This window comes from Clostridium sp. N3C, from assembly GCF_900095445.1.
Taxonomy (GTDB): domain Bacteria; phylum Bacillota; class Clostridia; order Clostridiales; family Clostridiaceae; genus Clostridium_AU.
The window spans coordinates 14,340-34,236 of sequence record NZ_FMJL01000003.1; the positions used below are offsets into that span (position 1 = coordinate 14,340).

The window sequence follows — 19,897 nt, forward strand, 5'->3', positions numbered from 1 at the left end:
AAGGTATTTTTGTAGAGGGATTCTATAGAAGATGTGAAATCTCTATTGTTTTTGTGTAGATATATTGATATATTATATTCTTGTAATCAATTTACGGAGGTGTGACAGTTGAAAGATTCAAGAATGATTAAATTAGCAGAGAACTTAATCAACTATTCCTGTTCTGTTAAAAAGGGAGATAAGGTATTAATAGAAGCTTATGATATTGATGAATCCTTTGTAACAGAATTGGTTAAACAGACATATATGGCTGGAGGAATTCCTTTTGTTACTATAAAGCAAAATAGCGTTAACAGAGCCTTATATATGGATTGTACAGAAGAACAGATGTCTTTAATGGCTAAGTATGAAGCTGAAAGAATGTCTGATATGGATGTTTATATAGGAGTTCGTGGTGGACTTAATTCAGCAGAACTTTCAGATGTGCCTGCAGAAAAGATGGCTATATATTCTAAGTTATTTTGGAGAAAGGTTCATGGCGAAATAAGAGTTCCTAAAACTAGATGGGTAGTGCTTAGATATCCTACATATTCTATGGCTCAATCAGCATCTATGAGCACAGAAGCTTTTGAAGATTTTTACTTCCAAGTATGTACTCTAGATTACAGCAAGATGTCTAAGGCTATGGACGCTTTAGTGGAACTGATCAATAAAACAGATAAGGTACATATTAAAGGCGAAGGTACAGACTTAAGCTTTTCTATTAAAGGTATGCCAGGTATAAAATGCGATGGAAAGCTTAATATTCCTGATGGTGAAGTTTATACTGCTCCAGTGAAAGATTCAGTAAATGGCTATATTACATACAATACACCTGCCTTACGGGAAGGGTTCACTTTTGAAAATATTAGGTTAGAATTTAAGGATGGAAAGATAATCAATGCTACTGCTAACGATACAGAAAGAATAAATAAAATATTTGATACTGATGAAGGAGCTAGATATATAGGTGAATTTGCTATTGGTGTAAATCCATTTATACTCCATCCAATGAAGGATACCCTTTTTGATGAAAAAATTGCAGGTTCCATACACTTTACTCCAGGTAATGCCTATGATGATTGTGATAATGGTAACAGGTCTGCAGTACATTGGGATCTTGTTTATATTCAGAGGCCAGAATATGGCGGTGGAGAAATTTACTTTGACGATGTGCTTATTAGAAAAGACGGCTTGTTTGTAATAGATGAGTTAAAACCTTTAAATCCTGAAAACTTAAAATAAATTCTAAATCCTGAAAAATATATAAATATAATTTACTATATAGGATTCTACTATAAAAATTAACTTATAAATGTAATGAGTTAGTAATTATAGTTAGGATCCTATTTTTTGTAACTTTGAGTTGCAAAAAAATATATAATATTATATAATATTTCATGGTTTGAATGGAAGTTTTAATTATATTAAAAAAAGGGTTAGGTGTATTTAAATGTTCAATAAGACAGTAACTGTTTGTTCAGAGCAAAGCTTAATAGGTAAAGGCTTATACAAACTAAAGGTTAATGTTGCCTTAAAGGAATGTTATAAAATAAAGGATACTTTAAAGAAAAAATCTCTTATAGATAAAGATGATTTAAGTATTAACATAGTGGTTTCTGATACAGAAAGTAATGAGATTAAAGGAAAATACGTTGCTTATAAAGGATATAACAAAGACGGAAGTAAAAAACCTTTGACTATACACACCATTGAAAATGGTCAACTTATGAAGGTTAATGATATTGAAAGTAGAGGGCTTATGAATATAGATTTATATGAAGAAAGCATATGTATTTATAATTATTCAATACTTGGAAATTATGCAGAAGGTTATCTTGTTTGTAATGAAAGAAGTAAAGATGGATATATTATGAACTTTTCTAATAAAAAGGTTAAAGTTTTCTTGAAAAATGCAAATACGCATAAAGCATATAACAGTGTAACAGAATATTTAAATAAAGATGTACTATAAAAACTGCTAATAGCAGTTTTTTTAATTCATTAAAACAAAAGACCTTAAATATACATATGGTGATGGGAACTAATTGAAAGTGGAGGAAAGATGAAAAAGATTTTATTTGTTACCATAACCATTGTATTACTAGGCTTTTCATATTTTTTAGTTAAGATGTATAATGATTCTTCTAACATACTTACTGAACCTGATGAAGTGAAATATGATATATTAACAGCTGGTGTTAAAGAAGCTAAAGATTTTACAACAGATAACAAAAACATTTATATAGCCTTTAAAGATAGAATTCAGGTAATAGAGAGAAATGGAAAAAGTTACGCATTGTGTAAGTTTGATAATGGAGACATAAGATCTTTACAATTTTATGATAATAAACTGTACATAATAAATGGACCAATTCTTATTAGCTTTGATATAGTAAACCATAAAAGAGAAGTGCTAATGGAGGATATACCAAACTTCGGAGACTATGGTGAATGTAAACTTATGTTAAAGGAAGATAAAATCTATATAGCTATAGGTGCTGCTACAAATTCTGGTGTAGTAGGTCTAGATAATAAGTGGAAAAGTAAATATCCCTTTAATTATGATATTTCACCTAAAGATATAACTATTACTGATAAAGTAAATAAAAACTATGGTGCCTTTATACCTTTTAATACTAAAAATACCCCTGGACAAAAAATATCTGGTCATTTTCCAGGGAACGCTTCTGTTATTGTATATAATCCTAAAAACAAGGAAAGCTTTTTATACTGCTGGGGTGTAAGGAATGTTAAGGCTATGGATTATGACAGTATAGGAAAAATTTTTGCAGTGGTAGGAGGTATGGAACCGCGAGGTTTCAGAGCAGTGCAGGGAGATGTAGATTACATTTATGAATTAAAGTCAGATACTTGGTATGGTTGGCCGGATTATAGCGGCGGTGATCCTATTACTAGTCCTAGATTTAAAAGTGCTTCTGGAGATAAGCTTTCCTTCATATTGCAAAAGCATCCATCTACTAATCCTCCAGCGCCTTATTATCAACATAAGTCTGTTAATTCATTAACGGCAATGACTATTGATAGAAAAGGTACTTTTGGTAAGAAAGACTCCATGTTCTTTTATGATAATTCCAATAAAATACTCTTTAGTATAGATAATAAGGGGATAGTTGAAGAAAAATTAAAACTGGGAAAAAACAGTGAAATAATCCACTTAGAGATGTATAATGGTAATATGTTATTATTGGAAAAAAATCAAGGTTTACTTATAAAATTAACACCAAATAATGAAGCTATAAAGGTTAGTTATAAAGTTGTTTTAATATACGTAATATTATTTATTTTCATTTTAATAGTTATTGTTCTTTGGAAATGGAAATTTATAGGCTCTAAAAAAGGAATAATTAATATGATATGAGCATAGGTCATAATTTATAATTATTTTTTCACTTAATAAAAAAGTGTAGAAAAAAAGAATCCTTCCATTATATGGAGGAATTCTTTTTTTCTATGTTGAAATATATATGAGTAATTCTTTAAATTGTAAATTATGAGTAAAAAAAGTTATAATATTAAGGTGGTATAGTTTATGAGAAGGAAAAAAGAATTTTATGTAGAAAAAAAGGAATATATAAAAATAGATATGAGAAATTTGAAAATAAAAGGTGATGTAATAGATATAGGTGTAAAAAACTATGGTATAATATACAAAATGTGTAGGGAGAGCTTTGATGAAGTAGCTCTAGATTACATTATGGAAGAAGAAAAGAGGCTAATAGAGAAAGAGTGTTATGACACTGCTATTTTATTTTTTACCCTAAATCTCCTGCATAATTCTAAGAAAAGAAAAAAGCTTATAAAGGAAGTTTGCAATTATATTAGTGAAGATGGAGAAATACTTTTGTGGGATTTAAAAAAATCCTTCGGGCAGCTAGTGGATTTAGAAGTAGAGGTGCTTTTTAATAATGGTGAAAGTGAAATCGTAAATATTAGAAATAGGAATCCTGTAGTGAAACTAGAGTTTTCCAAGGTTAAAAAGATTATTTATCCTTATTTTGACATAGTAGAGGAGAAGGAAGGAAATAATATATTCTTCATCAGGGCTAGAAGGAAAAAGAAAGGAAAGCATAAAGATGAAACTAGTATTGACAGCATTAAATGCTAAGTATGTTCATACTAACTTGGCAGTTAGATATTTAAGAGAGTACACTAAAGACTTAGACTATGAATGTAGCATTAAAGAATTTTCTATAAATGATCGCTTAGAAAATATTTTGGAGGCACTCATAGCGGAAAACCCAGAAGTGATAGGCTTCTCATGTTATATATGGAATATTGAAATGGTTATAAAATTGTCAAAGTTAATAAAGAAGGTAAATCCAAATATAGAAATTCTATATGGAGGACCAGAGGTATCCTTTGATGTAAGAAAATTTTTAGATAGTGTAGATGGAGATTATTTAATAGAGGGTGAAGGGGAAGAGACTTTTAGGCGCTTTATTCTATATAAACTAAATGGGGGTAGTATTGAAGATATTCCTGGGCTTTTTTATAGGGATGAGAATGGAAATATAAACGGAAAGAATAACCTTAATTTTTTAGATATGGATCAACTACCCTTTCCTTATAGCAATGAATATGAATTTAAAAATAAAATTATTTATTATGAAGCTAGTAGGGGGTGCCCTTTTAACTGTAAGTACTGTCTATCTTCAACAATAAAAGGAGTTAGACTTAGGAATCTAGACTTGGTAAAGAAAGAGCTTACCTTATTGATGGAAAGGGGAGTAAGCTTAGTTAAATTTGTGGACAGAACCTTTAATGCTAATAGGGATTATGCCCGTAAACTATGGCAATTTCTAAAAGATGCAGATACCAACACCCGTTTTCATTTTGAAATATCGGCGGATTTACTAAGGGAGGAAGATATAGAATTACTAAGATCTGTACCTAAGGGTAGATTCCAATTTGAAATAGGTGTACAAAGCACTAATGAAGAAGTTGTTAAGAACATAAACAGGACTATGAATATAGATAAGTTAGCCCATAGGGTAAGACAACTGAGGTTAGCTGATAATATTCATCTTCATTTAGATTTAATAGCAGGCTTGCCCGGTGAAAGTTATGAATCTTTCAAGGAATCTTTTAATGAGGTTTATAGTTTTGGACCTCATGTGATACAATTAGGATTTTTGAAGCTCTTAAAGGGTTCAAAGATGAAGGAGGAAGAAAAAAAGTGGGGCATGGTTTATTCTCCATATCCGCCTTATGAAATTATAAGAAATAATTACATATCATATGATCAATTAGTAATACTAAAGAAAGTGGAGGCAGTAGTCGATAAATATTATAACAGCCAAAATTTCGGCAATATATTACAGTATATTATGCCTAATTTTAATAGTGCCTTTGATTTTTTCTTAAATCTTGCGGAGTATTTCCAAAGTAAGGGTTACTTTAATAGGAGTATTTCTGGAGTGGAGTATTATAGAATATTTATAGATTTTTATAAAGAATGTGTTGGAGAAGATCTCAATGTTTTAAAAGATCTTATCAAATATGATTATTTTAGATTTAATAAAAGAAGTTGGATTCCAGATTTCTTAGATAAAAATGTATCTAAAGAGGAAGAAAAAATCATAAAAGATTTGCTTGTTAATAAATATGGCATGACTACCATAAAGAGGGTGTATATACAAGGATATAATATAGATATTAATGCCTTTATAGAAAAAGGAAAAATTATTTATAAAAAATGTTTTTTGGTGTATAACAATGAAGAAGAGTCAGTGAAAACATTTTATAATGAAGAAATTTTGTGATGAAAATCATAAATGGAAGGTTAATACATTGAAATCCGGTTGTAAAGACAATATAATAATTATAAAGCAAAGTTGTAATAAATACTATATAAAGCAATATTGTATATATTTACAACTAGGAATTATAGAAAAAAGGTGGTGAGACTTTGGCGTTTGAAGTTATTAGTAATTTAAAGGATGCAGAAAAGCAGGCAGAAGAAATTGTTAGCCAGGCTCTAGCTTCTAAAAAAGAAATCATAAAAAAAGCTGAGGAAAAGGCTAATGAGGAGTATGCAAGAATTATTGCTGAGGCTAATAGTGAGGTTAGCAAGATAATGGACACTGCTGTTAAAGAAGGACAGCAGGAGGTTGAGCCTATCATGGAAAAAGGCCGTCAGGAAGAAGAAGCTATATTAAATTTAACTGGTGTTAAATTTGATAAGGCTATTAACATGGTGATTGAGAGGATAGTGAATTCTAATGGCAATAGTTAAGATGAATAAATTTACGTTGCTAGTTTTTGAATCCGATAAAGAAAAAATCCTTGAAGAGCTTCAAAAATTCCAAGGAGCAGAATTTATTAATCTTCAAAAAGAAGAAATTCTGCAGGAATTTGAAAATCTAAAGGATTTGAATAAGGATGCAATAGCCTCCCACTACAATGAATGTGAAGAGAAGCTCTCAAAAATTAAGCATTCTCTTGAGTTTTTAAGAAATTACATACCACCAAAATCTTTACTTCAGAGTTTAAAGGAAGGTAAAAAGGAGATGACCTTTAATGAACTAAAAAATATGGTGGAAAGTAGTGATTGGCAAGGTCTTGTTAATGAGCTTACAGAAAAGGAGCAAAGAATAGCAGCTATTGATAGCGAAGTATCTAAAATTAAAACAGAAATAGAAGTTTTAGAGCCTTGGTCGCCTTTGAATGCTGCTTTAGAGGATTTGAAGACCACTAAATATTCAAAGGTATTTATTGGCTCTATAGCTAAGGAAGGTGAACAGCTGTTAATTCAAGACTTGGATCAAAATATAGGTGAGATATATACAGAAGTAGTTAATAGGGATAGTAAGAATACCTATTTTATTGTTATCAGTCACAAGGAGAAGGAAGAGGCTGTATTAGAGTTTTTAAAACAGAATGGATTCAGTCAGCTTAATCTTCCTTATAGTGCAACACCTTCTCAGGTTATTTCAGACTTTAAGGATAGCATTGAAAAGTTGCTATTAGAAAAGGAAGAAGTCATAAATTCTATTAAGTCTCAAGAAGAGAAGATAGAAGTATTTGAAATGGCTCATGAATACTATTCTAACATTCTTTTAAGAATGGAAGCTCCTAAAAATTTCTTAAAAACAAACAGGGTTGTAGCTATAGCAGGCTGGACGCCAGTAGATAGCAATGATGAATTGGAAAGTATTATCAAAGAAGCTTTAGGTGAAAGCTATTATTTATCCTTTGAAGCGGTAGAAGAAAAGGATATAGAGGAGGCACCTATTAAGTTAAAGAATAATCTTGTATTTAAGAATTTTGAGAATATTACTGAAATGTATAGTATGCCTAGATATAATGAAATAGATCCTACACCGCTTTTGGCACCATTTTATCTAATATTCTTTGGTATGATGGTGGCAGATGCCGGTTATGGACTTTTAGTCTTAATAGGTAGTGCTATTATATTAAAGTGCTTTAAGCTTGATGAAGGCAAAGAAAAAATGCTAAAGTTTTTCTTTTGGTTAAGTATACCAACCATTTTCTTTGGTATATTGTTTGGTTCTTTCTTTGGAGATATATTGAATCTAACTCCAATAATAAATCCAATTGATGATATTAATAAAGTATTAGTCCTTTCTTTAGGTATGGGCGTAGTACACATCTTCTTTGGCTTAGGTATTAAAGCTTACATGATGATTAGAGATGGAGATCCTTTAGGAGCTCTATACGATGTTGGTTCTTGGGTTATGGCTTTGGTTGGAGCAGGTTTATTCATTGGTGGAGGTATGATTGGCCTATCAGCTACTGCTATAAACATAGCAAAATATGTGATGATCATTGGTATGGCTATTATAGTATTAATGAGTGCAAGAGATATTAAAAATTTTGGAGCTAGAATAGGATCAGGTTTATACAATCTTTATGGAATATCTGGATATGTTGGAGACTTGGTTTCTTATACAAGATTAATGGCTCTAGGTTTAGCTGGTGGACAGTTAGCAAATGCCTTTAACTTGATTATAAGGATGTTCCCAGGATGGGCTATCTTTATAATAGGACCAATATTCTTTGTATTCTTTCATTTATTCAACATATTCCTATCAATGCTAGGTGCATATGTGCACACTTGTAGACTGCAATATGTTGAGTATTTCGGAAAGTTCTATGAAGGTGGAGGCAGAGCTTTTTCACCTTTTAAGATGATAAATAACTATTTAAAAATTAACAGAGATTAGAGGAGGAAGTTATAATGAATTTTGTTCAATTTTTATTCGAAAATAATGGAGGTTTCATACTTGCAGTTCTAGGTGTTGCTTTAGCTGTTGGTATGGCAGGTGTAGGTTCAGCAAAAGGTGTTGGTCTTGTAGGTCAAGCAGCAGCAGGTTTAATGACAGAACAGCCAGAAAAGTTTGGTAAGTCTTTAGTTCTTGAATTGTTACCAGGTACACAAGGTCTTTATGGATTTGTTATAGGTCTTTTAGTTTTCTTAAGAATCGATGCAAATATTAGTTTACAACAAGGATTATATTATTTAATGGCATGTCTTCCAATTGCTATAGTAGGTTTATGGTCTGCTATTGCACAGGGTAAGGCGGCTGCAGCAGGTATAGCTATATTAGCAAAGAAGCCAGAACATAATATAAAGGGTATTATATATGCTGCAATGGTTGAAACTTATGCACTTTTAGGTTTCGTTATGTCAATGCTTCTAGTATTCAGTGCAAACTTCTAAAGCTGATATAATCAAATTTAAGGATGTGAAGCAATGTCTGATATAAATGTTATTATCAATAAGATAATTAAGGATGCAGAGAATGAAAGAGATGCAATTTTAAAGGAAGCTAAAGACGAGGAAGCTTCAATAGTTTCTAAAAGTGTTGCTAAGGCTGAAAGTGAAAAGGCAGCAATGATAGAAAAAGCAAAAAAAGATGCAGCTATTAAAAAAGAAAGAATCATTTCTTCTGCAACTATTGAAGTAAGAAATAAAAAGTTAGCTGCTAAGCAGCAGGTTATTTCAAAGGTATTCAATCAAGCTTTAGAGAAAATGAAAGCCCTTCCTAAGGAGCAGTACGTAAACTTTGTTAAAAATAGTTTAGTTGCTCTTGATTTAAAGGGAGATGAGAAAATTAGAATATCTAAAAAGGATGCAGATATAATAGATCAAGCTTTATTGGATGAAGTAAATAAAATTTTAAGCTCAGAAGGTAAGAAGGCTAACCTTAAGTTAAGCTCTGAACATGGAGATTTTGCTGGAGGTTTTATAGTTGAGAAAGGCAAAATCGATTTAAACTATACCTTCGAGGCACTGTTAGATTTGGCCAAGGATAACTTGGAGCATGAAGTGGCAAATATATTATTTGGATAAAGAACAGTTAATGAGTTCTTTCAGTAACTGAGGAGGGCAGTACATGAATAATATGGTATTTACTAGTGTTATACCAAGACTCAGAGTTCTGGAAACCCGCTTACTGGATAGGTCTAAGTTAGATAGAATGATAGACAGTAATAGTCCATTGGATGCAGTAAAGGTATTGCAGGAATCTGAGTATGCTGCTCATATGTCTCATGTAAAAAGGGCTGAGGACTACGAAGAAATGTTAAGTTCTGAACTTAAAAGAATTTATAAACTGATGTATGAAATTAGTCCAGAAAAGTCCGTAGTAGATGTTATGAGTGTAAGATATGATTATCACAACATAAAAGTATTACTTAAGGCTAAAGCTTTAAAGCAAGACTTTTCTCATCTTCTACTTCCTATTGGAATGGTAGAAGTGGATAAATTGAAAGCTGCGGTATTAAATGAAAGTTATAGTGATTTACCGCAAACTATGCGCAGCGCCATAGAGGAAATTGAGAGGGACTTTATTAATACAAAGGACCCTCAAAGAATTGACATAATAGCTGATAGATATATGTTCAAGCATATGCTTGATATAGCTATTGGAATTGAAAACCGCTTTGTAGAAAAATATGTAAAATCTCTCATTGATCTTACCAACGTAAAATCCTTGATAAGAGTAAAAAAGCAAAACAAGGATAGAAAGTTTTTAGAAGAAGTGCTTATAGAAGGTGGAAACACTGATAAAGATAACTTTATTTCCTTGCTAATGGATAATATAGAAACTATAGCAGGAAAGCTTTCTTACGTAGATTATATAGAACCATTAAGGCTAGGCGTTGAAGATTATATAAAAACAGGTTCCTTAAACGGGTTGGAAAAGTTTACTGATGATTATATTGTAAAAATCATGAAGGATGCTAAGTATGTAAGTTTTGGGCCTGAGCCATTAATTGCATATATTTTTGCAAAGGAAAATGAAATAAAGCTTATCAGGATGATAATGGTAGGTAAGATTAATGGTATGGATGCAGGGGTTATTAGAGAAAGGCTGCGTGATAACTATGTATAAGATAGCTGTTGTTGGAGATAAAGATTCGGTTTTAGCCTTTAAGGCCATAGGAATTGAGGTATTCCCTGTTTATGATGATGAAGAAGCAAAAAAGACTGTAGAACGCTTGGCTGCAAATCAATATGCTGTAATCTTCATAACTGAACAGGTGGCAAAAAATATTGAAGAAACTATAGCTAGATACAATAGAGCTGTGCTACCTTCAATAATTTTGATACCAAGCAATCAAGGAAGTCTTAACATAGGATTGCAAAAAATTAGAGATAATGTGGAAAAAGCGGTTGGTGTAAATATTTTAGATAGTAAGTAATAGTTTTATAGATGATAAAGGAAGGTAGGTAGGTAACTTGAAGACGGGTAGAATAGTCAAGGTTTCCGGACCTCTTGTTATTGCAGAGGGCATGGAGGACGCAAGTGTTTATGACGTTGTTAGAGTTAGTGAAAAACGTCTTATTGGTGAAATAATTGAAATGAGAGGCGATAGAGCTTCTATTCAGGTATATGAAGAGACTACAGGCCTTGGACCAGGGGAACCTGTTTATACAACAGGAGAACCTCTAAGCGTAGAACTTGGACCAGGACTTTTGGAAGCCATGTTTGATGGTATTCAAAGACCACTTAATGCTATTCAAGATAAAATTGGTGATTTCCTTGATAGAGGAGTGGAGGTTAATCCTTTAGATAGAGAGAGAGTATGGCACTTTACTCCTACAAAAAAGGTAGGGGATAAAGTAAGCGCTGGCGATATAATTGGTGTAGTTCAAGAAACCTCAGTAATTGAACATAGAATCTTAGTTCCTTATGGTGTTGAAGGTGAGCTTACATACATCAAGGAAGGAGACTATAAGGTAACGGATAAGGTAGCTGTAGTTAAGACAGTTAAAGGTGATAGAGAACTTACTTTAATGCAAAAGTGGCCAGTTAGAAAAGCTAGACCAATAAAGCAAAAATTAAATCCTGTGGCACCTATGGTTACAGGACAGAGAGTTATTGACACCTTCTTCCCAGTAACAAAGGGTGGTACTGCATGTGTTCCAGGACCTTTCGGTAGTGGTAAGACTGTAGTACAACATCAGTTGGCTAAATGGGCAGATGTGGAGATAGTTGTTTATGTTGGTTGCGGTGAACGTGGTAACGAAATGACAGATGTTCTTAACGAATTCCCAGAATTGAAAGATCCAAAAACTGGAGAATCCTTGATGAAGAGAACAGTTCTTATAGCAAATACTTCTAACATGCCGGTTGCAGCTAGAGAAGCTTCTATTTATACTGGTATTACTATAGCAGAATATTTCAGAGATATGGGTTATTCTGTAGCCTTAATGGCAGACTCTACATCTAGATGGGCAGAGGCTCTTAGAGAAATGTCCGGTAGACTTGAAGAAATGCCAGGTGAAGAAGGATATCCAGCATATCTTAGCTCAAGACTTGCAGAGTTCTATGAAAGAGCTGGAAAGGTTATTTGCTTAGGAGAAGGAGAAAGGGAAGGGGCCTTAACAGCAATTGGTGCCGTATCACCTCCAGGAGGAGACCTTTCAGAACCAGTTACTCAGGCTACACTAAGAATAGTTAAGGTATTCTGGGGACTAGATTCACAGCTAGCTTATAGAAGACATTTCCCAGCTATAAACTGGTTAAATTCCTACTCCTTGTATCTAGAAAAAGTTAGTGACTGGATGGATGAGAATGTAGGAGAAAACTGGACTAAGCTAAGAGTAAGAGCTATGGCGATGCTACAGGAAGAAGCAGAGCTACAAGAAATTGTTAGATTAGTAGGTTATGATGCTCTTTCTGAAAGAGACCAGTTAAAACTTGAAATTGCAAGATCCATAAGAGAAGACTACTTGCAGCAAAATGCTTTCCATGAAGTTGACTCCTATGCCTCCTTTGCTAAACAGTACAAGATGCTTCAGCTAGTATTATCCTTTGAAGATTGGGCAAATAAGGCATTAGATGCTGGTGTATATTTAAAGGATATACTTGCCTTAGAAGAAAGAGATAAAATTGCTAGAGCTAAATATATCCCTGAAACTGAGTTAGAAAGAATGGATGCCGTTGCTGAAGAAGTAAAGGCAGCAGTGGAGAGACTTATCGGTGAAGGAGGGATATTAAATGCTTAAGGAATATAAAACCGTTAAAGAAGTTGTTGGTCCTTTGATGGTGGTTGAGCAAGTTGAAGGAGCCAAATTCGATGAATTGGTTGAAATTGAGCTCATTAATGGAGAAATTCGACGTGGTAGAGTGCTTGAAGTAAATGAAGATAAAGCTGTTGTTCAGCTTTTTGAAGGACCAGCAGGTATAAATTTAAGAGACAGTAAGGCCCGCTTTTTAGGCAGACCTTTAGAAGTATCACTTTCTGAGGATATGTTAGGAAGAGTATTTGACGGTCTTGGTAGACCAAAGGACAATGGTCCAAAGCTAATAGCTGAGAAAAAGGCTGATATCAATGGTGTACCAATGAACCCTGTATCTAGAGACTATCCTGATGAATTCATTCAAACTGGTATATCTGCTATAGATGGATTGAATACATTGGTTAGAGGACAAAAATTACCGGTATTCTCTGGTTCTGGACTACCGCATGCAGAACTTGCTGCTCAGATTACAAGACAGGCAAGAGTTCTTAATTCAGACTCCAAATTTGCCGTTGTATTTGCAGCTATCGGTATAACCTTTGAGGAAGCTCAATTCTTTATTGATGACTTCACAAAGACAGGAGCTATTGATAGAACAGTGCTATTTATGAACCTAGCTAATGACCCAGCGGTAGAAAGAATTTCTACACCAAGAATGGCTCTTACTACTGCAGAGTTCTTAGCCTTCGAAAAGGGTATGCACGTTCTAGTTATAATGACAGATATGACAAACTATGCAGAAGCTTTAAGAGAAGTTTCTGCAGCTAGAAAGGAAGTTCCAGGAAGAAGAGGATATCCAGGATACCTATATACAGACTTGGCAAATCTTTATGAAAGAGCAGGAAGAATAAGAGGAAAAGAAGGGTCTATTACTCAGATTCCAATTCTAACAATGCCAGAAGATGATAAGACTCACCCAATACCAGACCTTACAGGATATATTACAGAAGGTCAGATAATATTAAGCAGAGAGCTTTATAGAAAAGGTGTTATGCCTCCAATAGATGTTTTACCATCCCTTTCAAGACTTAAGGATAAGGGTATAGGAAGAGGAAAGACTAGAGAAGATCATGCTGATACTATGAACCAGCTTTTTGCTGCTTATGCTCAAGGTAAGCAGGCTAAGGAATTGTCAGCTATACTTGGTGAATCTGCCCTTTCAGATACAGATAAGCTATATGCTAAGTTTGCTGAAGCCTTTGAAAAGGAATATGTATCTCAAGGCTTTACTACAAACAGAACTATAGAAGAAACCTTAAATCTTGGTTGGAAGCTTTTATCCATACTTCCAAGAACAGAGCTTAAGAGAATTAGAGATGAATATTTAGAAAAGTATCTGCCTGAGAGAGAGGATGATTAAGTATGGCTAGACTTAATGTCAATCCTACAAGAATGGAGCTCACTAATCTAAAAAAGAGACTGGTTACTGCAGTTAGAGGACATAAGCTTTTAAAGGATAAACAAGATGAGCTCATGCGCAGATTTATAGATTTGGTAAAATATAATGAGAAGTTAAGACTAGATGTGGAAAAGGAATTAGGTCAATCTCTAAATGAATTCTTGATGGCAAGAGCTGTTATGTCTTCTGAGATGTTAGAGGAAGCTGTAATGTATCCTAAGGAAAGAATAGGCTTAGAAGTTTCAAGTAAAAACATCATGAGCGTTAAAGTGCCAGTGATGACTTTTAAACGACAGATGGAAGAAGATCAAGGCAGCATATACCCCTATGGCTTTGCTTCTACTTCTGGAGAACTAGATTCTGCTATAGATAAGCTTTATGGTATTCTACCAAAACTTTTAGAATTAGCAGAGGTAGAAAAATCTTGTCAGCTTATGGCAGATGAAATAGAAAAGACAAGAAGAAGAGTAAATGCCCTTGAATATGCTACAATACCACAACTACAGGAAACTATAAGATATATAAAGATGAAGCTAGATGAAAATGAGAGAAGCAATATTATAAGACTTATGAAAGTAAAATCTATGGTATTGGAGCCTCAGAATAATTAATTAGAAAGCTAACCCTACAGGGTTAGCTTTCTTTTCATAATTAAAACAATGAACTTATTTGTCATAAGTTTTCTTGGACATAAAAGGTTAAATAATATATAATAATAAAAGAGCATAAAAAGTTGGGAGGGATAATTTAAGCTGTTAAGAAGCAGGAGAACAGCTTAAATTTATAGAAATTATGGCAATTAGAGAAATACTTCAATATGGAAATGAAATTTTAAAGACTCCTTGTGAAAAGGTAGAAAAGATAGATAAGGATATTAAAGAATTAATTAAAGATATGAAAGATACATTATACAATTGTGATGGTATAGGACTTGCAGCTCCTCAAATTGGAGTGCTAAAAAGAGTTATATTAATAGATTTAAGAGATGGTAGCGATGCTATTATACTTATAAATCCGGAAATTGTGGAAGCTGAAGGGGAAGAGTTAAGTATAGAAGGATGCCTAAGTTATGAAGGATTTGAAGGGGAAGTGTTAAGACCAGAGAAGGTTATAGTGAGGGGCTTAACACCTAAAAATAAGTTAGTTGAATATACTGCTGATGGTTTATTAGCTAAGGCCTTCTGCCATGAGATAGATCATTTAGATGGAATTATGTACATGGACAAGTCTAGAAAAATATACAAGTTAAAATAGTGATTATCATAATAATGGTAAGTTTTTTACCATTATTTTTTTATTTAAGTAATCAATTACATTTCAAAATACTATTTACAAGTGAATGGTGTTGTAGTATACTGCGGTATATACACTAGAAACGGGGGATGTATAATGGAAAGAGTTAGAAAATTAACTCAAACAGCTTTATTAATAGCATTAACCATAATAATTCCAATGTATTTACCAAAAATACCAATAGGTCCAGCTTTTACAATGACACCAGCTTCCCATGTGCCTATGTTTTTATCAATGTTCTTGGGACCAGCTGCTTCCGCCATGGTTGGAATAGGCTCTACTATTGGTTTTAAGATAGCTGGAACACCAAGTCCAGTGGTTGCAAGGGCATCGATGCATATTATAGTTGGTCTAGTAGGGGCATATCTTTTGAAAAAGGATGTTTCATATGTAAAGGTAGCTTTAATCACAGCACCTCTCCATGGATTAACAGAAGCTATAGTAATAATACCGCTAGTAGGATTTAATGCAAATTCCTATATTGTAGCAATAGGGACAATGTTTCATCATTGTGTAGATGTAATCATTACTTATCCTGTAGTAAAAGCTTTAGCAAAAGCAGGAAGAAAAGAATTTGCTTTGAATAGATAATATAATATAAGATGTACTTCACTATTTTAGTGGGGTACATCTTTTTCAATATTAAAATAATTAATTCTAAAGAAATGAAGTTATTCCCTTTCCATGGTAAGTTGTGGTACAATTAATTCTGTTATTCATTTAAGCTTTGATGATAAAAGTTAAGATCTTGGGCAAAGCTATAAATAAGGAAGGTTAAAATAATTTTGAGGATTGGGGTGTTTTAATTGAAAGAAAAAGAAATAATGGCTTTTAAGGATGAATCAGGGGAAAAGGTTGAATTTGAAGTAGTTGCTAGACTTAAGGTTGATGATAAGGATTATATGATTTTAGCCCCACTGGATGGTAATGATGATGATGCCTTTGCTTTTAGAATCGATGATGAAAATGGCAGTCCAGTGTATAATTTTGTGGAAGATGAAAAAGAATTTGAAAAGGTACAAAATCAATATAAGGCATATACTGAAAAAGAATAATTAAAATGGAGGATTAAATAATATGATTGATAAGAATAAAATAATATCATTTCTTGAAGATAATGATTTATCAGAAGTAGAAGAAATCAAATCTGAGGATGGAGTATTAGTATTGAGATTTTTCTATGATTTTGATAGAGATGAATTAGAGGCAGCTAAAGCTTATGCCAATGATGAATGTGAAGAGGAGGAAGAGTCTGAAGAGTGGTATGAAGAATATTTTCTACCATACTTAAATGAAATAGCTATAGATAATACAGGAGAGGTTATAGAAGATTTAATAGATGAATTTGATGTTCAAGCTCAATATATTACCTATGAAACTGATGAAGATACCTATGATTATAGTGAATTTGTTGCAGTAATTTATGAAAAGGATAAGAATTGTGATATAGAAGAAATCCTAGATGATTTGGATATGTAAACTTGTTAGAAATAAAGAAATGTAAAGATTTACACAGTTATTTATAGATAAATAGAAGTAAGTGGATATATAATATGTAAACTTTGTTATATTAATGTTGCAGTATGACAGTGATGTGATATAATTAAATTACAGTTTATCCTGATGTGTACGAATCGCTTATAGCATTCAACCGACATAATTAAAATGGGACCACCAAAACTCTTAATAATGTTAGGCTTCAACATCGAATTGATGTATTGAGCTAATAGCTTGAGGCTCTTAGCATTCAATCGGAAGACAACAGCGTTAAGATGAGGAGGACCCACCTGCGAGTTGGCGGGTATGAATGAATAAGCATATCGGCATATTGGGAGAAGATATGGACAAATTACAGTACTTCGCCTTTCAAAGGTGAAGTACTTTTTATTTTTTCTCTAGTTTTAAAATAAGAGTTTATAAAAATTTGTACAAGCTTTTATAAACACTTTCTTAAAACAAGGCTGTATCCATAAGAGTGCTACTTTTTTCGCTTTACTCCTTATGATATAATATAAACATTGAATGTTCGAAGGAGGAAGGTAGCATGGAGCAGAGTTTTAATGATATGGTAAACAGAATAAATTTTTTATATAAAAAAAGCAAGGAAGTAGGACTGACAAGTGAGGAATTGGAAGAACAACAAAGGCTTAGAAGAAAATATATAGATGCTTTTAAAAATAATTTAAGGGCTCAGCTAGAAACTATAGAAAGAAAAACTAAGTAGGTAACTTTTTGACTAGTGAAAATGAAAGGGATGAGAATGACTTATGCCTGTAAATGTAGGTACATTAATTAAGGATTTAAATTTAGAAGTATTAGTTCAAGGTAAAGAAGATAACGAAATTACTGTTAGTGACTTTAATAGACCTGGTTTGCAATTTTCAGGCTTTTATAATTACTTTGCAAAGGAAAGAATACAAATTATAGGTATGGCAGAATGGAGTTTTTTAGATGCTATGCAGCCTGAAATAAGAAAAAAAAGGCTGAAAAAATTCTTTAGTTTTGATACTCCTTGCATTATAATTACTAGAAACTTGGAACCTCAACCAGAGATCCTAGAGTATGCTAGTAAAAATGGTAGGTGGCTTTTAAGAACTCCTAAGAGTTCTACAAAGTTTATTGGGGTCCTAACTAATTATCTTACTGATAAATTAGCACCAGAAACAAGAATGCATGGGGTTCTAGTAGATGTTTACGGTATAGGAATATTAATTACTGGAGAAAGTGGTATTGGAAAGAGTGAAAGTGCTCTAGAACTGATAAAAAGAGGTCATAGATTGGTGGCAGACGATGCCGTTGATATAAAAGAAGTAGATGGTGTTTTAATGGGAACTTCCCCCTATATTACCTTTGGGATGCTGGAAGTAAGAGGTATGGGCATAATTGATGTACCTGCACTGTATGGTCTCAGTTCTATACAGGACACTAAGGCAATAGACATTGTAATTTGTCTTGAACAATGGAAGTCTGATGGCAATTATGATCGTCTAGGTGTAGATAATGACTACATTGAAATCTTAAATGTACCTACAAGAAAAATTGTAGTACCAATAAGACCGGGCCGAAATGTTGCGGTAATTATAGAGGCTGCTGCTGTAAATTACAGATATAGTTTGATGTCTAAGGAATCCCCTATAGATACTATTAGTAGGAGAACGGCTATAGTTAATAAGAAAAATGAATAAGAAAGATATTAGAAAAAAAATATTGAAAAAAATAAATGATTTATCTAAGGAAGATAAAGTAGCTAGGGACGAGATAATTTTTTCAAAAGTAATTGAAAGCAGCCAGTATAAAAAGTGTAAAAATCTATTTGTATTTGTCAGTTATAATAATGAAGTTGATACTCATAAGATCATTAAACATGCACTTCAGCATGGGAAAAAGGTATCCGTTCCCGTTATTCTATCAATGCAAGAAGGTATGGTGGCAGTTTTAATTGATAATTTTGGACAGTTAGAGAAAAATAAATATGGTATACTAGAGCCACCTTTGATAGAAACTAATATTGTAGCACCACAGGAAATAGACTTAGTGCTAGTACCTGGTGTAGCCTTTGATGAAAAGGGTGGAAGAATAGGATATGGTGCTGGAATGTACGATAGGTACTTAGTGCATTTAAGGAACAATACACCAAAAATTGCTTTAGCCTATAAATTTCAGTTATTATCAGAGGTACCTATGGAACCTTTTGATGTGAGACTTGATGGAATAATAACGGATTGACTCTAAAGGATGATCTTATGAAAGTATATGATATTTTAAACAAATTTGCAGATGTATCCTCAAATTGGAGTCTAGGACGGAGTTTTTATTGGATAATATGCGACGCTAAAGAAATCGATACATTGGCTAAAAAAATATCATTGGCACCAGAGACTCTAGAGGAATGTAAATGTATTAGTCATTCTTCAAAAATAGATATTTATGATAGTTACTTATTTATAATTTTTAATGTTCTAGATTTTGAAGAAGATGAAATCATATCAAAAGAGCTAAATATCTATCTTGGAAAGGATTATATTATAACTATATCTAAGGGTCATTCAGACATAATTTCTGGTCTGTTAGAAGATGTCTACCAATGTAAAAATTGTATTATTTTAAAGGAAAATTGTAGACCAAGTATTTTGTTATATTATATTCTTGACAGAATTATTAGTAAAAATCATAAAGTTATTTCTAGTTTGGAAGCTAAATCAGACAAAATAGAAATTGATATATTAAAAAATCCAACAGAAGAGCATGGAAGAGATTTAATTACTTTGAGAAGACAGGTATATAAGATAAGAAAATACTTAAGTCCCTTAAGATATATTGGGGATAGTCTTTTATTAAGTGATAAAATTATTGAAAATGATAATATAAAGTATTTTGAAAATATAAATAACAAGGTAGAAAAGCTAATTCAGGCTCAAGAAGTTCTAGTACAAGGATTAGCCTTGGTTAGAGAGGCTTATGAGTCAGAGATAGCAAATAGAACCAATGGATTAATGAAAGTTTTTACTATCGTTGCAACGGTTTTATTACCTTTTGAAATTCTCAGTGGAATTTTTGGAATGAGTTTTAATTACATTCCGCTAAAAAATAAAAATTATGGTTTCTATATAGCTATCGGTATTATGTTACTAGTTGAGGTGCTCCTAATTAAAATTTTTAAAAGAAACAAGTGGATATGAGTTAAGGAAGTAGCAGATGCTACTTCC

At 32.6% G+C, this 19,897-nt stretch carries 22 protein-coding genes; all 22 read left to right on the forward strand.

Features of this window, described 5'->3' with window-relative positions; all coding sequences use genetic code 11:
* The first annotated feature begins 108 nt into the window (after nucleotides 1-108).
* The 22 genes from N3C_RS01720 to N3C_RS01825 all read left to right on the forward strand — a co-directional run bounded on the left by N3C_RS01720 (nucleotide 109) and on the right by N3C_RS01825 (nucleotide 19,870).
* The gene (locus N3C_RS01720) at nucleotides 109-1,224 is read left to right on the forward strand and encodes an aminopeptidase (protein ID WP_074364351.1); all 1,116 of its coding nucleotides are present in this window, start codon (nucleotides 109-111) and stop codon (nucleotides 1,222-1,224) included.
* A 208-nt stretch (nucleotides 1,225-1,432) separates the two neighbouring features.
* Nucleotides 1,433-1,954, forward strand: a complete 522-nt coding sequence (locus N3C_RS01725; protein ID WP_074364352.1) for a hypothetical protein — start codon at nucleotides 1,433-1,435, stop codon at nucleotides 1,952-1,954.
* 90 nt (nucleotides 1,955-2,044) lie between these two features.
* Nucleotides 2,045-3,361 (forward strand): PQQ-dependent sugar dehydrogenase family protein, encoded by a 1,317-nt coding sequence (locus N3C_RS01730; RefSeq protein WP_074364353.1) that lies wholly within the window; start codon nucleotides 2,045-2,047, stop codon nucleotides 3,359-3,361.
* Between the two features lie 171 nt (nucleotides 3,362-3,532).
* Complete coding sequence (locus tag N3C_RS01735; RefSeq protein ID WP_074364354.1) at nucleotides 3,533-4,108, forward strand: hypothetical protein; 576 nt, start codon at nucleotides 3,533-3,535, stop codon at nucleotides 4,106-4,108.
* Nucleotides 4,077-5,765, forward strand: a complete 1,689-nt coding sequence (locus N3C_RS01740; RefSeq protein ID WP_074364355.1) for a B12-binding domain-containing radical SAM protein — start codon at nucleotides 4,077-4,079, stop codon at nucleotides 5,763-5,765. The genes N3C_RS01735 and N3C_RS01740 overlap by 32 nt, the downstream gene beginning before the upstream one ends.
* Nucleotides 5,766-5,911: 146 nt before the next feature.
* Nucleotides 5,912-6,238 (forward strand): hypothetical protein, encoded by a 327-nt coding sequence (locus N3C_RS01745; RefSeq protein ID WP_074364356.1) that lies wholly within the window; start codon nucleotides 5,912-5,914, stop codon nucleotides 6,236-6,238.
* Nucleotides 6,225-8,189 carry a V-type ATP synthase subunit I gene (locus N3C_RS01750; RefSeq protein ID WP_074364357.1) on the forward strand — a complete coding sequence of 655 codons (1,965 nt, stop codon included), beginning with the start codon at nucleotides 6,225-6,227 and terminating at the stop codon, nucleotides 8,187-8,189. Before N3C_RS01745 ends, N3C_RS01750 begins: the two co-directional genes overlap by 14 nt.
* 14 nt (nucleotides 8,190-8,203) lie before the next feature.
* Nucleotides 8,204-8,686, forward strand: a complete 483-nt coding sequence (locus N3C_RS01755; RefSeq protein ID WP_074364358.1) for a V-type ATP synthase subunit K — start codon at nucleotides 8,204-8,206, stop codon at nucleotides 8,684-8,686.
* A gap of 33 nt (nucleotides 8,687-8,719) precedes the next feature.
* The gene (locus N3C_RS01760) at nucleotides 8,720-9,319 is read left to right on the forward strand and encodes a V-type ATP synthase subunit E (protein ID WP_074364359.1); all 600 of its coding nucleotides are present in this window, start codon (nucleotides 8,720-8,722) and stop codon (nucleotides 9,317-9,319) included.
* Between the two features lie 43 nt (nucleotides 9,320-9,362).
* Entirely contained in the window at nucleotides 9,363-10,364 is a 1,002-nt protein-coding gene (locus tag N3C_RS01765; protein ID WP_074364360.1) for a V-type ATP synthase subunit C, read from the forward strand.
* Nucleotides 10,351-10,674 carry a V-type ATP synthase subunit F gene (locus N3C_RS01770; protein WP_178377752.1) on the forward strand — a complete coding sequence of 108 codons (324 nt, stop codon included), beginning with the start codon at nucleotides 10,351-10,353 and terminating at the stop codon, nucleotides 10,672-10,674. The genes N3C_RS01765 and N3C_RS01770 overlap by 14 nt, the downstream gene beginning before the upstream one ends.
* A 37-nt stretch (nucleotides 10,675-10,711) precedes the next feature.
* Nucleotides 10,712-12,484, forward strand: a complete 1,773-nt coding sequence (locus N3C_RS01775; protein ID WP_074364362.1) for an ATP synthase subunit A — start codon at nucleotides 10,712-10,714, stop codon at nucleotides 12,482-12,484.
* Entirely contained in the window at nucleotides 12,477-13,859 is a 1,383-nt protein-coding gene (locus N3C_RS01780) for a V-type ATP synthase subunit B (protein WP_074364363.1), read from the forward strand. The genes N3C_RS01775 and N3C_RS01780 overlap by 8 nt, the downstream gene beginning before the upstream one ends.
* A gap of 2 nt (nucleotides 13,860-13,861) precedes the next feature.
* The gene (locus N3C_RS01785) at nucleotides 13,862-14,509 is read left to right on the forward strand and encodes a V-type ATP synthase subunit D (protein WP_074364364.1); all 648 of its coding nucleotides are present in this window, start codon (nucleotides 13,862-13,864) and stop codon (nucleotides 14,507-14,509) included.
* Between the two features lie 181 nt (nucleotides 14,510-14,690).
* Nucleotides 14,691-15,152 carry a peptide deformylase gene (gene def, locus N3C_RS01790; protein ID WP_074364365.1) on the forward strand — a complete coding sequence of 154 codons (462 nt, stop codon included), beginning with the start codon at nucleotides 14,691-14,693 and terminating at the stop codon, nucleotides 15,150-15,152.
* A 135-nt stretch (nucleotides 15,153-15,287) separates the two neighbouring features.
* The gene (locus N3C_RS01795) at nucleotides 15,288-15,782 is read left to right on the forward strand and encodes a hypothetical protein (RefSeq protein ID WP_074364366.1); all 495 of its coding nucleotides are present in this window, start codon (nucleotides 15,288-15,290) and stop codon (nucleotides 15,780-15,782) included.
* Nucleotides 15,783-15,997: 215 nt separating this feature from the next.
* Nucleotides 15,998-16,246 carry a DUF1292 domain-containing protein gene (locus N3C_RS01800; RefSeq protein ID WP_074364367.1) on the forward strand — a complete coding sequence of 83 codons (249 nt, stop codon included), beginning with the start codon at nucleotides 15,998-16,000 and terminating at the stop codon, nucleotides 16,244-16,246.
* A gap of 22 nt (nucleotides 16,247-16,268) precedes the next feature.
* Nucleotides 16,269-16,670, forward strand: coding sequence for a hypothetical protein (locus N3C_RS01805; protein ID WP_074364368.1), 402 nt, complete (start codon nucleotides 16,269-16,271; stop codon nucleotides 16,668-16,670).
* 565 nt (nucleotides 16,671-17,235) lie between these two features.
* Nucleotides 17,236-17,415 carry a DUF896 domain-containing protein gene (locus N3C_RS01810; protein WP_074364369.1) on the forward strand — a complete coding sequence of 60 codons (180 nt, stop codon included), beginning with the start codon at nucleotides 17,236-17,238 and terminating at the stop codon, nucleotides 17,413-17,415.
* A 43-nt stretch (nucleotides 17,416-17,458) separates the two neighbouring features.
* Nucleotides 17,459-18,376, forward strand: coding sequence for an HPr(Ser) kinase/phosphatase (gene hprK / locus N3C_RS01815; protein ID WP_074364370.1), 918 nt, complete (start codon nucleotides 17,459-17,461; stop codon nucleotides 18,374-18,376).
* Nucleotides 18,369-18,917 carry a 5-formyltetrahydrofolate cyclo-ligase gene (locus N3C_RS01820; RefSeq protein WP_074364371.1) on the forward strand — a complete coding sequence of 183 codons (549 nt, stop codon included), beginning with the start codon at nucleotides 18,369-18,371 and terminating at the stop codon, nucleotides 18,915-18,917. Before hprK ends, N3C_RS01820 begins: the two co-directional genes overlap by 8 nt.
* Nucleotides 18,918-18,934: 17 nt before the next feature.
* The gene (locus N3C_RS01825; RefSeq protein WP_074364372.1) at nucleotides 18,935-19,870 is read left to right on the forward strand and encodes a magnesium transporter CorA family protein; all 936 of its coding nucleotides are present in this window, start codon (nucleotides 18,935-18,937) and stop codon (nucleotides 19,868-19,870) included.
* Nucleotides 19,871-19,897 lie beyond the last annotated feature (27 nt).